Source organism: Winogradskyella pulchriflava (assembly GCF_042434315.1).
GTDB lineage: Bacteria > Bacteroidota > Bacteroidia > Flavobacteriales > Flavobacteriaceae > Winogradskyella > Winogradskyella pulchriflava.
Map to the genome: position 1 here is coordinate 319,617 of NZ_JBHLTQ010000006.1, position 15,110 is coordinate 334,726.

Genomic DNA, 15,110 nt, shown 5'->3' on the forward strand with positions numbered 1-15,110 from the left:
AAAAATCAACAGCTTTGATAGTAGAATGTTATAAGATTAATTTTCAGACTCAAACAAAACCTCAAAAGCACTATAAACTGCCAAATGCAAAGCATCTCCGTGGTCTTGCTCTTCTAAAAACTGGAAGTACACTTTAGTGTTGTCCTTTGTGTTGGCTTTTAAAGTAGTGTAAAGGGATTTGGCATCACGCTCCATAATTTCACCTTCCTTACCAACAGCAACATACACTTTTTTTTCAGTGCTATACGTTTTTGGTTGTAGTTTTAATAAAGATTGGTCATCCCACCACAAGCTTGGGCTTACAATGATGTAGTTGTCGAATAATTCAGGTTTTTTAAACAATACTTCTGTAGCTAATAAACCACCTAACGATTGCCCAATTATGGTTTTTGTGTCTTCCGTTCTGTAATTTGTATGGATAAAAGGTTGTAAGTCCTTTTCAATAAAATTGATAAAATCATCAGATTTACCAGAGGTAGGAAAATCTTTTTTGTCCTGATCTATGGTTGTGGGATAAGTGAAATCTCGTTTTCTATCGATATTGGTAATGCCAACAACAATAGACTCAGGCACCATATTTATCCAAGAAAAAGATCCAAATTGTACGATACCAGCAATATGAATAAAATCTTCGTCAATTGAACCATCTAATAAATAAATGACAGGATAGGTTTTTAATGAATCTATCTTGTAACGCTGAGGTAAATACACATTGATATGACGATTTTCATTAAGCGTTGATGAATAGAATGTCACAGATTCTCCAATGTTTAAAGGTTCTGTGCTAAGCGTTTTTGACTTTTCTTGTGCAAAAACTTGTACAGCAAGGAGTAGCGTTATTACGAAGCTGATTGATTTTTTTAATGTCATAGAAATTGTATTATTATTGGCTAGTAACGAAATTACGCAAATCTTTGGCAAATCAAAGTGTCGTATGAGTCAACAAAACAATATTGTATCTTCGCTATTAAATTCAGATAAAACAAATTGACGAACTACGATTACATCATTTTAGGTGCAGGAGCTTCTGGCTTAATGCTGGCATACCGAATGTCTCAGGATACTTTTTTTGATGATAAATCCGTATTGATTATAGACTGGATACAGGACAAAGGTAATGATAGAACTTGGTGCTTTTGGGAAGAAGGAGATGGAGAATGGGATCATTTGCTTACCAAAACTTGGTCAAATATTTATTTTGGAAGTGACCATTATTCTAAAACCATTGCTATTTCTCCTTACCGTTATAAAATGATAAGAAGTTCGGGTTTTTATGAATTCTTGTGGAAATCCATCCATGCAAAACCTAACTTTACTTTTTTGGTACGAAGTGTCTCTTCATTTAAAGAAACTAACAATGGAGTAGAGGTCATTGCTCAAGAAAGGGAAAATGAATTTGGGCCAGTAATTAATAAATTTACTTATAAGGGTAAAAAGCTTTTTACAAGCCTAAACACTTTTGAAGATTTTAATTTTCAGAAAAAGTATCCGGTTATTAAACAACATTTTTTAGGATGGTTTGTTAACACCAAGAAAGACGCTTTTGATGATTCTGCAGCAACTTTTATGGATTTTTCAGTGCCACAAAAAGGAAGCACACGTTTTATGTATGTGTTGCCAATGGATAAGAGAACCGCACTTTTTGAATATACGTTGTTCTCAGAAAAGCTCTTAAAACGTTCAGATTACGAAGATGCCATATCAAGATATTTAGAAAATAAAGGTGTCTATGATTTTGAAATTATAGAGAATGAAATAGGATCCATTCCAATGACAGCCTTTAAGTTTCATGAATTAAACTCTGAACATATTTTAAACATTGGTACAGCAGGTGGTTGGACCAAAGCGAGTACAGGTTATACTTTTAAGAGCACAACAAGAAAAACCAAAGAGCTTGTGGACTTTTTGAAAAAAGAAAATGACTTGTCTAAATTCCACAAAAAATCGAAATTCTGGTTTTACGATTTAATTTTCTTGGATGTATTGGCTAATCATAATGATGAAGGAGCTGCATTGTTCTCATCAATGTTCAAAAAGGCTAAGATTAAAACTATTTTTAGGTTTCTGGATGAGGAATCTTCGTTGTTGGAAGATTTTAAAATCATAAGATCTGTACCACCAAAACGGTTTATACAAGCGTTTTTAAAGAGGTTATTCTAGAAATATTTTGTCATCATTCTTAACTTGTTTCAGAATCCATATACACCTGTCCACGATGTGGTTTTAAGGCATCTCGTATAGGTTTCATTTCAGATTCATCTATCACTAAATACGCAATACTATGCATGTCATTTAGAGTTTCCGTACCAGTAATGGGTATATTTAAATCATTTAGCTTAATATATTCCTTTAAGTGGATAAGATGATGCTCAGCTGTTTTTTGACCAGCAGGACCTCTAAAATCCCAAATTAGTTTTAGTTTACGCATTATAGACAGAGGTTCCGTTTTCTACAAAGTTTTTAAAATTTGTCATGTATTTTTTAGTTTGCTTTTTAAATGCGCTAGGCATTAAAAACAACATGGCATTCATCATAAAGTTGGTAGGTTCAAATTCGTTTTTGCAAATCCATTTGGTTTGGTTGTCTGCTATTTGTTCAAAATAATTTTGCTGAATGTTCCGCACACCTTTAGTGGTGTATGTGGCATGAAATTCATTTGGAAAATTTTGTTTGGTAATGGTTTCTATGAGTTCCATTTTTCTTTTGCCAAAATCGTAATTAAGTTTCATTTTAGCACCAAATTCACCTGGAGTACCAGATATATGCTCTGTACTTGCCAGACCTTCTTGCCAATGCTTCATGTTATCAACAGAATCCATTTTTTTTATGACTTCCTCTAAGGGTTTTTCAATAATTATTTCAGTTGTGTACTTCATAAAGGGGATATTGAGATATAAAGATAAAAAAAGCGTTGATACTAACTTTAACTTATAAGCGTTTTTAGGTTTTAAAGCATTTTAACAACAAAAAAATAATGCCAAAATAATGACTTTTGATACTCTTGTAAACTAAGGTATTTATGTTATTTTTGCTTCACCTTAAAATTAGAAATATTTTATAAAAACGATTTCTTAATAAAGAAGAATACACTATGAAAATTAAGTTTAAATACATGCTATTATTATTGTTAGCACTAAATTTTTCTTTTGCACAAGAAAATGACCAAGTTTTGCTTAAAGTAGATGGAGAGCCAATAATGACTTCAGAATTTTTAAGGGTTTATAACAAAAATTTAGACTTGGTAAAAGATGAAAGTCAAAAGGACATTGATGGTTATTTAAAACTTTTTACAGAATACCAACTAAAATTAAAGGAAGCAAAGCGTTTAAAATTGCACGAAGATGCCAATTACCAACGCGAGTTTTTAAGGTATAAAAAACAATTAACCAAAAATTACCTATCCGAAAACAAGGTTACTGATGCCTTGGTAGAAGAGGCATACGAGCGAAGTAATATAGATATTAACGCCTCTCATGTTTTAGTGCGTTTAGACGAAAACAGCAAAGACACCTTAGAAGCATACAACGAGGTGTTAAAAATAAGAGATCGTGTTTTAAACGAAGGATTTGATGTTGTAAAAAAGGAATTACACAATGGTAGTACTATTTTCTTAGAGGATTTGGGCTACTTTTCGGCATTTAAAATGGTTTATGATTTTGAAACTGCTTCATACAACACGCCAAAAGGCGAAATCTCAATGCCTTTTAGAACCCAATTTGGTTACCATGTTGTAAAGGTAAATGATAGACGTCCTTCAAGAGGAACTATTTCGGCTGCTCATATTATGGTGGCTCTTCAGCAAAAAGACACCCTTTTAAATCCTGAAAACCGTATAAATGATATTTATAAAAAATTGCAGCAAGGAGAATCTTTTGAGTCTTTAGCAAAACAATTTTCTGATGATAAGAGCTCAGCAAATAAAGGCGGACAATTAACACCATTTAAAAGTGGGCAATTAAGCTCTGTGGTGTTTGAAGATGTTGCTTTTTCGTTACCAGAAGATGGAGCCGTTAGTAAGCCTTTTAAGTCAGAATACGGTTGGCATATCGTAAAACGTATCAGTTTAAAGCCAATTGAATCTTTAGAAGATTTAAAACCAGAACTAGAAACAAAAGTACAACGCGATTCTAGGTCTAAGTTAATCAATGACGCTATGGTAGAACAACTTAAAAAGCGTTATCAGATTTCTATTAATCCTGAAGCAAAACCTTATTTTAAATCCTTGTTATCTAGTGAGTTTTTTACGCGTTCATGGAGGTTGCCAGACGATTTTGATAAAGACAAAACACTTTTTTCTATTAATAACAGACCTTTTACTTATAACGAGTTTGGTCGTCACCTAATGGCTGCGCAACGTATCTATACAAACAAAGTGATTCCTTTTGAAAGTGTTATAGATAAAGAGTATGAAAGCTTTTTCGAGAAATCTATATTACAGTACAGAGAGGATAATTTAGAATTAGAAAATAAAGAATTTGCCGATATTATTAAAGAATATAGAGATGGTCTTTTGTTGTTTGATTTAATGGAAAAAGAAGTTTGGAACAAAGCTTCTAAGGATAGCGTTGGCTTAGAAGAGTACTATCAAAAACACAAAGCCAATTACAAATGGGAGGATAGAGTAGATGTGGTTATAGCATCTTCTGCTGAAAAATCTATTGCAGAGAAAGCTTTAAAACTGATGAAGAGAAATAAATCTAATGATGAAATTAATGAAAGTCTTAATACAGACTCAGAGAAAAACATCATTTTCACTAAAGGTGTATATTCTGTTACAGATGATAAACTTCCATCAGATTTTGAAATAAAAGAAGGGCTTTCTAAAGTTTACAAACACAACGATGCTTTTCATGTTATAGATGTAAAAAAACTATTGCCAGCTGGTTTAAAAACTCTTGAAGAAGCTAAAGGTAATGTTATAAATGATTACCAAGCACAAATTGAAACCAACTGGATTAATGATCTTTATAAGCGTTTTGAGATTGAAGTTGATGAAGAAGCTTTAAAAGCTGTTAAAGAAAAAATAAAGAATCAATAATTTTTATTGAAAAACCATATTTACATATTAGCCGTTTTTTTACTGTTTGCTAGCTGCGATTTTTTTATAAGTAAAGATGATCGAATGCCAATAGCAAGGGTAAATGAATCGTACCTTTACAAAGAGGATATTAAAGATGTGGTACCGGCTGGTGCGAGCAAAGAAGATAGCACCTTAATGGTCAATGCCTATATTAACCGTTGGGCAAGGCAGTTACTTCTTATGGAAGGCGCACTATTGAATTTATCCGAAGCTAAACAGAAAGAATTTTCAAAACTAGTAGAGCAATATAAGAATGACCTATATACAAAGGTGTATTTAGACGCTTTGGTTAAAAAAAATATAGATACTGTGGTGCATCTAAATGAAGCCAAAGTATTTTATGAAGCTAATAAGGAGTCCTTTAAGCTAAATGACGATTTGTTACAGTTTAGATACGTTAGTTTACCTCTAAACCCAATAGATTTAGATACAATAAAAAATAGATTCAAGCGCTTTGAGCCAAAGGATAAGCGTTATTTAGATTCTATTTCCGTTCAGTTTAAATCGTATTCCTTAAATGATTCCCTTTGGGTGAAATTTAGTCAGGTTGCCAATAAGATTCCCGTTGTAAATCTTGAAAATAAAAAACAACTGTTAAAAAAAACTAATTTCTTACAACTCAAAGATTCATTAAACCTATATTTGATGCAAGTTAATGACGTGCGCTCGCAGAATGATTATGCGCCTTTAGAGTACGTAATGCCTTCAATAAGGCAAATTGTTATAAATAAACGAAAGTTAGAGCTTATTAAGCAACTAGAAAATGATATTACAAAAGATGCCATTAAAAACAATCAATTTCAGATATATAATTAAAGCAGCAAGTTTCTGTTGTATTTTCTTATTTGGCGCAGTTAATGCCCAGGAAATTATTCCAGACGAAGCACCACCTCTTGCTAAGAAAAAGGATAGTATTGTCAACAAAACTAGGATTAAAGCAGACGGTGTAGCTGCCGTTGTTGGAGATTTTATTGTTTTAGAATCCGATCTTGACCGGGAAATTGCTCAGTTAGAAGCGCAAGGTGCAGACTTATCTGGTATTACGCGTTGTGAGCTTTTTGGAAGCCTACTAGAAAAGAAATTGTATGCACACCAAGCGATACAAGATAGTGTCATAGTAAACGAACTTTACATTCAATCGTTAGTAGATCAACAAATTGATGGTATTATGGCGCAAACCAATGGTGATATGCAAGGTTTACTGAAATTTTATAAAAAAGATTCAGAGCAAGCATTAAGGGACGAGATGTACGATATCAATAAAAATAACTATCTGTCTCAAGAAATGCAGAAAAAAGTTATTCAAGATATTGAAGTTACACCAGAAGAGGTTAGAACCTTCTTTAATGAAATCCCTGAAGATGAACGACCAATTTTTGGTACTGAGCTTAAGGTGGCTCAAATTGTGGTTATACCTGAGGTAACTGAAGAAGCAAAACAAGCTGTAATTGACAAGTTAAACGAATTCAAGAAAGACGTTGAAGAAAATGGAGCCAATTTTACAACCAAAGCTTTGTTTTATTCTGAAGATTTAGGATCTAAAAACAATGGTGGATTATTACCTGCTATGAATAGAAAGCAACCAAGAATGGTAAAAGAGTTTAGAGATGTTGCTTTTAATTTACAAGAAGGAGAAATTTCAGAACCTTTTGCAACCGATTTTGGTTATCATATTATTTATTTAGAAAAGATTAGAGGTCAAGAATACCAAGTAAGGCATATTTTATTACGTCCAGAGTTGTCCCAAGAAGCTATTCAAAAAGCTAAAGACAAAATAGATGAAGTACGAGCAAAAATTGTTGATGGCAGTATTTCGTTTGCAGATGCAGCTAGAGAATTTAGTGACGAAAAAGAAACAAAGTACGAAGGTGGTCAATTAACGAACCCAACCACTCAAGATTTTAATTTTGAATTAACTAAAATGGATACTGAAATGTACACCCAAATTCAAGATTTAAAGGATGGTGAGATAAGCCAAGTGATACAGGATGAGGATAGGGTTAATAAAATTAAATTTAAGATTATGACCGTTACTGACAGGATTGATGACCATAAAGCCGATTATGCGAGAGACTATTTAAAGATAAAAGAGTTGGCACTACAAGATAAGCAGATAAAGGCTATTGAAAAATGGCAAAAGGAAACCATTAAAGCAACTTACATTAAAATTAATGGTGAGTATAGAGACTGTGAATATCAAAGTGATTGGTTAAAAACGCAATAGAATATGTCTGATGTTACCGTTATTGAAAACTTTGTAAAAAAACATAAAGCACTAAAGGAGGAAGTTGCCAAAGTAATTATAGGACAAGATACTGTTGTAGATCAGATTTTAATTTCTATATTTTCAGGTGGACATTCGCTTTTAATAGGTGTGCCTGGCTTGGCAAAAACGTTAATGGTAAATACCATTGCACAAGCTTTAGGGTTAGATTTTAAACGTATTCAGTTTACACCAGATTTAATGCCTAGTGATATTCTGGGAAGTGAAATTTTAGATGAGAATCGTCAATTCAAATTTATAAAGGGACCAATCTTTGCCAATATAATTTTGGCGGATGAGATTAATAGAACTCCACCAAAAACGCAAGCGGCTTTATTGGAAGCTATGCAAGAGCGTGCTGTAACTGTTGCTGGTCATCAGTACAAATTAAGTTTACCTTATTTTGTTTTAGCAACTCAAAACCCAATTGAGCAAGAAGGAACCTATCCTTTGCCAGAAGCGCAATTAGACCGTTTTATGTTTGCTATTAACTTGGAATATCCTTCATTTCAAGAGGAAGTAGATGTTGTAAAGGCTACAACTACAGATGTTCAGATGACGGTTAATTCTTTGTTTACAGCGCAAGAGATTATTGATTTTCAAAATGTGATTCGTCGTATTCCTGTGGCAGATAATGTTGTGGAGTATGCTGTTTCATTGGTTAGTAAAACCAGACCTAAAGCAGATACTGCTGCAGATATAGTTAAAGAGTTTGTGGATTGGGGAGCTGGACCAAGAGCATCCCAGAACTTAATTCTAGCTGCAAAAACTCATGCTGCTACTCATGGAAAATTTTCACCAGATATTGAAAATATTCAAGCTGTGGCTACTGGAATTTTGAGACACAGAATTATTAAAAATTATAAGGCAGAAGCTGAAGGTATCACTGACGAAAAAATAATTCAAAGTTTATTTTAGTAACAATGAAGTCAACTTTAAGGAGATTAATTCCTGCTATTGTTATAATAAAGTTTACGAATAAAAAGTAATAACCATTAGTCTATAAGTGTTTTTATAGCTTCAGTTAAACGCTTAACCTCTTCTTCAATTAAGATATTGTAAAACCCACGGATGTTCTGTTGTTTGTCTATTAATGTAGCGTAGCTGCTATGGTAAAAATCGGTTCCGTCTTCATTTGGTCTAAAATTCGTCATTAATTGTTCGGCTAGATGTTTGGTGTGTTCTTCATTAGACCTTACAAACCACCATTTACTTGTTGGGATTTCTGTTGTTTCGGAATAATTTTTTAAAACTTCTACAGTATCATTTTTAGGATCTATGGTATGCGAAATAAGTAATACATCATCTTCATTTATAAATTCAGTTGCAATATCTATAAGTTTAACTCGCATTGGCGGACAAATACTTGGGCATCGTGTAAAGAAAAAATTAGCTATTACAATTTTATCTTTTATGTTAGTTGAATTTACTTCTATTCCATCTTGATTTGTAAAGTCCGAATAGATAATGGAATAAACTTCTTTTTCACCTTCAGCATTAATCTTGTAACTTAAAATAGGAAGCTCTTCCGAATTGGATTTACAGCCAAAAACTAGAAATAAAACTATAAGAAGCTGTGCTATTTTCATTTTGAAGCGTTATAGGCTTTTAATTTTTCGTGCATTTCTTTGTCATACAAGAAGACAAACATGCTAGCCATCATATCTTGGTTATCGTCAGAAGTGTTATTAGTTTCTAAAATCAATTCATAACTATGATTTGGATATAGCATTACACCTTTTTGGCTTGAAAACGAGGACACACTTTTTAAACCAATCTTATCCGTATAGTTTTTGGCTTCTGCTGTAAATATAATGCTGTCAAGAGTCTTGTCTTTAAAAGATAAACGCTCAGCAAAAGGATGTAAATGTGTAGCAATATGGTGCATTGTTGTACTGTCCTTTAGTTGGAGTTGTTGCGTTATATCGTAGCGATAAGTTTCTTTTCCTTTAAATATAACCCAATGACCAGAAAGACTTTCGCCTTCGCTATTTTGGTAGCTGTGATTTCCCGTTTCCACTGGCAAGCACATGTTAGGATTGTTTTCCGTAGGACCTTGAAACGGATTTTTTGTATCATAAGGTAACATGATAAACACAGTTTTGCTTTGTAGAGGTTTCATGTTTTTATGATGAGGTTGGTAACCCAAACTAACTTGGTGTTTAACTGAAAAGGATTCAGATTTTATGTTGTGATTTAATGTTTGAGTAGATAAAAATAAATTCTCATTTCCAAAAACCGGAAAGCCGTAACCTTCAGGGAATTTATACTTTTCAATACCATTACTCATAGAGGTTAACCTTGGGTAATCGCTGCCAATGCGTTCTTGTAAATCCCAACGCGAATAATGTTCACCATCATAAAAATCGATATTGGTATGGCATACATAATCATTTGAAAGCACATCAACTTCGTTGGTGCTAATAGCTTTGGTTTCAAAAGAAGTGAGCCATAATAAGTCGTCGTTTTGAGATTCAATTTGAAACGCACGCATTACTTTTGGTCCTTCCATTGACTTGTATATTTGATCTACAACCAATGTTGGCGTATAGAGTATTATACTGTTGTCTTTGTTGATGATATTCCAAGTATTGTCAACCAAACCTAAGGTGTGATTAATTCGAGTTTTAACAATAGCTTTATGTCTGCTTGAGAGGTTTAAATAGTAGATTCCTGCTACAGATATAGCTGCTAAAAACAATAAGACTGAATATTTTAGTACTTTAGACTTCACACAATAAATGTACTATTTTTTATGCAAGCATTTAGTGGTCAACGTATTTTTGGTTTAGATGTTTTGCGAGCCACGGCAATTGTGCTTGTGCTGTTTTCTAGTATCTACTTTATAGTACCTGATATACAAGGTTTAATACTCCAACTAATGAGTCTTGCTGGTGTTATTGGGATTGAAATATTTTTTGTGTTCAGTGGCTTTTTAATAGGAAGAGTGTTCTATAAACTCTACTTGCAAGACGATTTTAGTTTTGCTACCATTAAACAATTTTTTATAAAAAGATGGATTAGGGTTTTGCCTAATTATTTCCTTGCGCTCGTTATAAATATTATAATAGTGCTATTTATGGGCTCTGATTTACCTCATGATTTATGGAAATACTTTGTTTTTCTTCAGAATTTCACGTCAGAACCATCCTCTTTTTTCTTTTATGAATCTTGGAGTATTTCCATAGGTGAGTTTTCAGCAGTAGTAGGACCACTACTTTTATATTTTTTACTGGTTATTAAAGGCGGAAAAAATCCTAATCCTAAACTGTTACTTTTTTTAACCTTATGTATTATAGGTGTGTTTTTAATTACAAAATGGGTTTACGCCATTAATGACGATGTTAAAACCATGGAAGCTTGGAGTAAGAATTTAAAAACTGCTGTGATTTATAGAATTGACGCCGTGTACTATGGTGTTTTAGCGGCTTATATCTCTATGGCAAAACCTAACTTGTGGAAAAAATGCAAATTCATAACTCTGTTTTTAGGATTGGTTTTATGTTTTGTTTTGTATGTTGTAGTTCCTGGAAATTATTGGTTTATAAATACACATCCGATATTTTGGAATCTTTGGTATTTACCATTGAACTCGGTTATTATTTTATTGATTTTGCCATTTTTTAGCCAATGGAAATTGGATGTCCCATTTTTTGTGAAACCAATTCAGTTTTTAAGTACAATTGCTTATGCTGTTTATGTCATTCATCTTTCCACTGTTTTACGATTGATGTCACATTTTTTGCCTTCAGAAAATTTACCAAAATTTGATAGTATTGTCTATATTATGGTATATATAAGCGTATTGATTTTATTTGGTTATTTGATACATCATTATTTTGAAAGACCTATAAAACGGCGTCTAACAAATAAAAAAAAATAGAAACTTCAGTTAATTTTTAGTGTGGGCATTAAATTCAGATTTATTCTAAATAAGACAGATTGTTAATTTATTACTATTTAGATATTTTTAGTGTTAATTTTCTAATTTTTCAATAGAAAAGAACTTTAATTATGATTTAAATTTAAAGAAATTCCAATTTTGTTACATATTTTTAAAAACCCCTTGAAATTTGTACTTTTGTTCCTCTTAAACTAATATTATCAAACTTTAAATATACTATATGGCTTTTGATATTGATATGATTAAAAAGGTTTATGCTAACATGACGGAGCGTGTTGATGCTGCGAGAGATATTGTTGGAAAACCGTTAACGCTTTCAGAAAAAATACTATACTCACATCTTTGGGATGGCAAACCAACCACAGCTTTTAGAAGAGGTAAAGATTATGTGGACTTTGCTCCAGACCGTGTGGCATGTCAAGATGCTACAGCACAAATGGCACTATTGCAGTTTATGCAAGCTGGTAAGCCAAAAGTGGCTGTACCAACGACTGTACACTGTGATCACTTAATACAAGCAAAAGATGGTGCTGCTACAGATTTAAAACATGCAAATAGTACAAGTAGTGAAGTATTTAATTTCTTAGAATCTGTATCAAACAAATATGGTATTGGATTCTGGAAACCAGGAGCAGGTATTATTCACCAAGTGGTACTAGAAAATTATGCATTTCCTGGTGGAATGATGATTGGTACGGATTCACATACAGTAAATGCAGGTGGATTAGGAATGGTTGCTATTGGTGTAGGTGGTGCTGATGCAGTAGATGTTATGGCTGGTATGGCTTGGGAGCTTAAATTTCCAAAACTTATTGGTGTAAGATTAACAGGAAAATTATCGGGTTGGACAGCACCAAAAGATGTTATCCTTAAAGTAGCAGAAATTTTAACCGTAAAAGGTGGAACAGGTGCTATTGTTGAATATTTTGGTCCAGGCGCACTTTCAATGTCTTGTACAGGTAAAGGAACCATTTGTAATATGGGTGCTGAAATAGGAGCAACAACATCAACCTTTGGTTATGACGACTCTATGGAGCGTTATTTAAAAGCTACAGACAGAGAAGATGTTGCTGCCGAAGCAAATAAAATTAGAGAATACCTTACTGCAGACGAGGAAGTTTATACAAATCCTGAGCAGTATTTCGATCAGGTTATAGATATCAATCTTTCTGAGTTAGGACCTTTATTAAATGGGCCTTTTACTCCAGATTTATCTACTGCTGTTGGAAAAGATATGACAGAAAAAGCAAAGGCTAATGATTGGCCAATGCAAGTAGAATGGGGACTTATCGGTTCTTGTACCAACTCATCTTATGAGGATTTGTCTAGAGCATCTTCAATTGCACAGCAAGCTTTGGATAAAGGTCTTAAAACAAAAGCAGAATTTGGTATTAATCCAGGTTCTGAGCAGGTAAGATATACTGCTGAACGCGATGGTATTCTTCAAGTTTTTGAAAAATTAGACGCTAAGATTTTTACTAATGCTTGTGGGCCATGTATTGGGCAATGGGCAAGGTATAGCGATCCTAAAAATGCACCTAAAAATAGTATAGTGCATTCATTTAACAGAAACTTTGCTAAACGTGCTGATGGTAATCCTAATACACATGCATTTGTTGCTTCACCAGAGTTAACTGCTGCTATTGCTATTGCAGGTCGATTAGACTTCAATCCAATGACAGATAAGTTAATCAATGAAAATGGAGAAGAAGTAATGTTAGATGAACCAACAGGATGGGAATTACCTCCTAAAGGTTTTGATGTTAAGGAAAATGGTTATTTAGAGCCTGAAGCAGATGGAAGCGGAGTAGAGATCAATGTAAACCCAACTTCTGAGCGCTTACAGTTATTAGAGCCTTTTACACCAATTGGAGATACTATTACAGGAGCCAAATTATTGATTAAAGCTTTTGGTAAGTGTACAACAGACCATATTTCTATGGCTGGTCCTTGGTTACGTTTTAGAGGGCATTTAGATAATATTGCAAATAACACATTGATTGGTGCTGTTAATGCCTTTGGTAAGAAAACAAACTTTGTTAAAAATCAATTAACAGGTGAGTTTGGTGGTGTTCCAGATACAGCAAGAGCCTATAAAGCAGCAGGAATTAAATCTATTGTAGTTGGTGACCATAATTATGGTGAAGGATCTTCTAGAGAGCATGCAGCAATGCAGCCAAGACATTTAGGAGTTGCTGCTGTGATTGTAAAGTCGTTTGCTCGTATTCACGAAACAAACCTTAAAAAACAAGGTATGTTAGGATTAACTTTTGCAAACGAAGCGGATTACGATTTAATACAAGAGGACGATACATTTAACTTCTTGGATTTAAATGAATTTGCACCAGACAAACAATTGCATATAGAAGTTGTGCATGCAGACGAAAGTAAAGATACTATTGCGTTAAATCATACGTACAACGATGCTCAAATTGAGTGGTACAAAGAAGGTTCTGCACTTAATTTAATTAAGAAGCAAAACGCTTAAAATAAAAATTAGTTAATAATTAAAACTCCTAGTCAATTTACGACTAGGAGTTTTTTTATGTCATTTATGAAAGTTTTTAGTTTTTAACCGACTTATAAGTTAACTCAATTAAAATCTTTTGTTAGTCATGAATTCTATTTGGATTTTTGAAGACGTCAACTTGTTCAATTTATTGTGCCCACATAAGTTCAAGAAGTATAAGGCTTGTCACACTTTTGATTCCTATAAAAAAAGCGATTATATTTATTTTGAAGAAGATGCGGCAAACAAAGTGTACCTTATAGAAAAAGGTAAAGTTAAATCGGTTATTATAATGAAGATGGAACAGAAGTAGTAAAAGCTATTCTGAATAAAGGCGAGCTTTTTGGTGAGAAAGCTATTTTAGGAGAAGAAAAACGTGATGAGTTTGCGCAATCTGTGGACAACAACACCTCTATATGTCCTGTTGCTGTTAATACAATGCATGATTTAATGCGTGATAATAAATCATTTAGTTTAAAAATATATAAGTTTATTGGGTTTAAGTTCAAAAAATTAGAGAGACGACTTCAATTATTGCTCTTTAAGGATTCCAGAACACGTTTAATGGAGTTTTTAGAAGAACTTTGTTCAGATTATGGATATGATTGTAATAAAACCGGAGATCATATTATCAATCACCCATATACACAAAAAGATATTGCTTCTCTTATAGGTATTTCTAGACCTACATTGAATATATTATTGAACGAATTAAAAGAAGAAGCTATAATAGATTTTAATCGTAAGCAGATAAGAATTTATAAAACATCTGCTTAATTTTGTATTTATATGAAAGCTAAACTTACCAAGCGCAATGCTATTTTTCTTATTGTAATTGCTATTTTGATTATTCCTCAGACAAGACAACCCATACTAGTTTTACTGCATAAAGGACTCAGTTTCATAAATCAATCTTCGTTAATTGATAAAGCTGATAGAGTAACGGTATCTTATGAAAATTGGAAGCTAAAGTCGGATACTAATTCGGTATTGGATTTTAAGGACATAAAAGGTAAAGTTGTATTTATTAACTTTTGGGCAACTTGGTGTCCACCATGTATTGCCGAAATGCCTAGCCTTCAAGCATTGTACAACGACTACAGTGATAGAGTAGAGTTTTTGTTTGTAACTAACGATGACTTAAAAACTGTTGAAAGTTTTAAAGTAAAGAAGAATTTCAGTTTTGAAGTTTTTAATTCTTTAAATAATATTCCAAGTGAATTAGCGACAAGCTCCATACCGAGAACTTTTGTCATCAATAAAAAAGGAGAAATTGTAGTTGACGAATCTGGTGCAGTTGATTGGAATAGCGAAACTGTAAGAAACCAATTGGACCAATTACTAGCAGAGTAGC

15 protein-coding genes are annotated in these 15,110 nt (G+C 33.0%); 10 read left to right on the forward strand and 5 right to left on the reverse strand.

What is annotated here, in order from left to right; genetic code table 11:
• Nucleotides 1-36: 36 nt before the first annotated feature.
• Nucleotides 37-870, reverse strand: a complete 834-nt coding sequence (locus tag ACFFGA_RS13395; RefSeq protein WP_386064834.1) for an alpha/beta hydrolase — start codon at nucleotides 868-870, stop codon at nucleotides 37-39.
• A gap of 117 nt (nucleotides 871-987) precedes the next feature.
• Between ACFFGA_RS13395 and ACFFGA_RS13400 the strand changes: the two genes are divergently transcribed.
• Nucleotides 988-2,160, forward strand: a complete 1,173-nt coding sequence (locus ACFFGA_RS13400; RefSeq protein WP_386064835.1) for a lycopene cyclase family protein — start codon at nucleotides 988-990, stop codon at nucleotides 2,158-2,160.
• A gap of 19 nt (nucleotides 2,161-2,179) precedes the next feature.
• On the opposite strand, the gene ACFFGA_RS13405 is transcribed toward ACFFGA_RS13400, so the two are convergent.
• Nucleotides 2,180-2,428: a hypothetical protein gene (locus tag ACFFGA_RS13405; RefSeq protein ID WP_386064836.1), complete on the reverse strand. Its 249-nt coding sequence runs from the start codon at nucleotides 2,426-2,428 to the stop codon at nucleotides 2,180-2,182.
• Complete coding sequence (locus tag ACFFGA_RS13410) at nucleotides 2,421-2,876, reverse strand: SRPBCC family protein (protein WP_386064837.1); 456 nt, start codon at nucleotides 2,874-2,876, stop codon at nucleotides 2,421-2,423. The genes ACFFGA_RS13405 and ACFFGA_RS13410 overlap by 8 nt, the downstream gene beginning before the upstream one ends.
• 215 nt (nucleotides 2,877-3,091) lie before the next feature.
• Between ACFFGA_RS13410 and ACFFGA_RS13415 the strand changes: the two genes are divergently transcribed.
• The 4 genes from ACFFGA_RS13415 to ACFFGA_RS13430 all read left to right on the forward strand — a co-directional run bounded on the left by ACFFGA_RS13415 (nucleotide 3,092) and on the right by ACFFGA_RS13430 (nucleotide 8,261).
• Nucleotides 3,092-5,038, forward strand: a complete 1,947-nt coding sequence (locus ACFFGA_RS13415; RefSeq protein WP_386064838.1) for a peptidylprolyl isomerase — start codon at nucleotides 3,092-3,094, stop codon at nucleotides 5,036-5,038.
• Nucleotides 5,039-5,122: 84 nt separating this feature from the next.
• Nucleotides 5,123-5,896, forward strand: a complete 774-nt coding sequence (locus ACFFGA_RS13420) for a peptidyl-prolyl cis-trans isomerase (protein WP_386064839.1) — start codon at nucleotides 5,123-5,125, stop codon at nucleotides 5,894-5,896.
• Nucleotides 5,844-7,304, forward strand: coding sequence for a peptidylprolyl isomerase (locus ACFFGA_RS13425; protein WP_386064840.1), 1,461 nt, complete (start codon nucleotides 5,844-5,846; stop codon nucleotides 7,302-7,304). Before ACFFGA_RS13420 ends, ACFFGA_RS13425 begins: the two co-directional genes overlap by 53 nt.
• A gap of 3 nt (nucleotides 7,305-7,307) precedes the next feature.
• Nucleotides 7,308-8,261 (forward strand): AAA family ATPase, encoded by a 954-nt coding sequence (locus ACFFGA_RS13430; RefSeq protein ID WP_386064841.1) that lies wholly within the window; start codon nucleotides 7,308-7,310, stop codon nucleotides 8,259-8,261.
• 77 nt (nucleotides 8,262-8,338) lie between these two features.
• On the opposite strand, the gene ACFFGA_RS13435 is transcribed toward ACFFGA_RS13430, so the two are convergent.
• Both ACFFGA_RS13435 and ACFFGA_RS13440 read right to left on the reverse strand, forming a co-directional pair.
• Nucleotides 8,339-8,932 (reverse strand): SCO family protein, encoded by a 594-nt coding sequence (locus tag ACFFGA_RS13435; RefSeq protein ID WP_386064842.1) that lies wholly within the window; start codon nucleotides 8,930-8,932, stop codon nucleotides 8,339-8,341.
• Complete coding sequence (locus tag ACFFGA_RS13440; protein WP_386064843.1) at nucleotides 8,929-10,077, reverse strand: hypothetical protein; 1,149 nt, start codon at nucleotides 10,075-10,077, stop codon at nucleotides 8,929-8,931. The genes ACFFGA_RS13435 and ACFFGA_RS13440 overlap by 4 nt, the downstream gene beginning before the upstream one ends.
• A 21-nt stretch (nucleotides 10,078-10,098) precedes the next feature.
• Here ACFFGA_RS13440 and ACFFGA_RS13445 point away from each other — a divergent pair, with 21 nt between their 5' ends.
• From ACFFGA_RS13445 to ACFFGA_RS13465, 5 genes are all read left to right on the forward strand, one after another.
• Nucleotides 10,099-11,226 (forward strand): acyltransferase family protein, encoded by a 1,128-nt coding sequence (locus tag ACFFGA_RS13445; protein WP_386064844.1) that lies wholly within the window; start codon nucleotides 10,099-10,101, stop codon nucleotides 11,224-11,226.
• Nucleotides 11,227-11,467: 241 nt separating this feature from the next.
• The gene (locus tag ACFFGA_RS13450) at nucleotides 11,468-13,735 is read left to right on the forward strand and encodes an aconitate hydratase (protein ID WP_386064845.1); all 2,268 of its coding nucleotides are present in this window, start codon (nucleotides 11,468-11,470) and stop codon (nucleotides 13,733-13,735) included.
• A gap of 127 nt (nucleotides 13,736-13,862) precedes the next feature.
• Nucleotides 13,863-14,069, forward strand: a complete 207-nt coding sequence (locus ACFFGA_RS13455; protein WP_386064846.1) for a cyclic nucleotide-binding domain-containing protein — start codon at nucleotides 13,863-13,865, stop codon at nucleotides 14,067-14,069.
• A gap of 83 nt (nucleotides 14,070-14,152) precedes the next feature.
• Nucleotides 14,153-14,533, forward strand: coding sequence for a Crp/Fnr family transcriptional regulator (locus tag ACFFGA_RS13460; protein ID WP_386064847.1), 381 nt, complete (start codon nucleotides 14,153-14,155; stop codon nucleotides 14,531-14,533).
• Between the two features lie 12 nt (nucleotides 14,534-14,545).
• Nucleotides 14,546-15,109 (forward strand): TlpA family protein disulfide reductase, encoded by a 564-nt coding sequence (locus tag ACFFGA_RS13465; protein WP_386064848.1) that lies wholly within the window; start codon nucleotides 14,546-14,548, stop codon nucleotides 15,107-15,109.
• Nucleotide 15,110 lies beyond the last annotated feature (1 nt).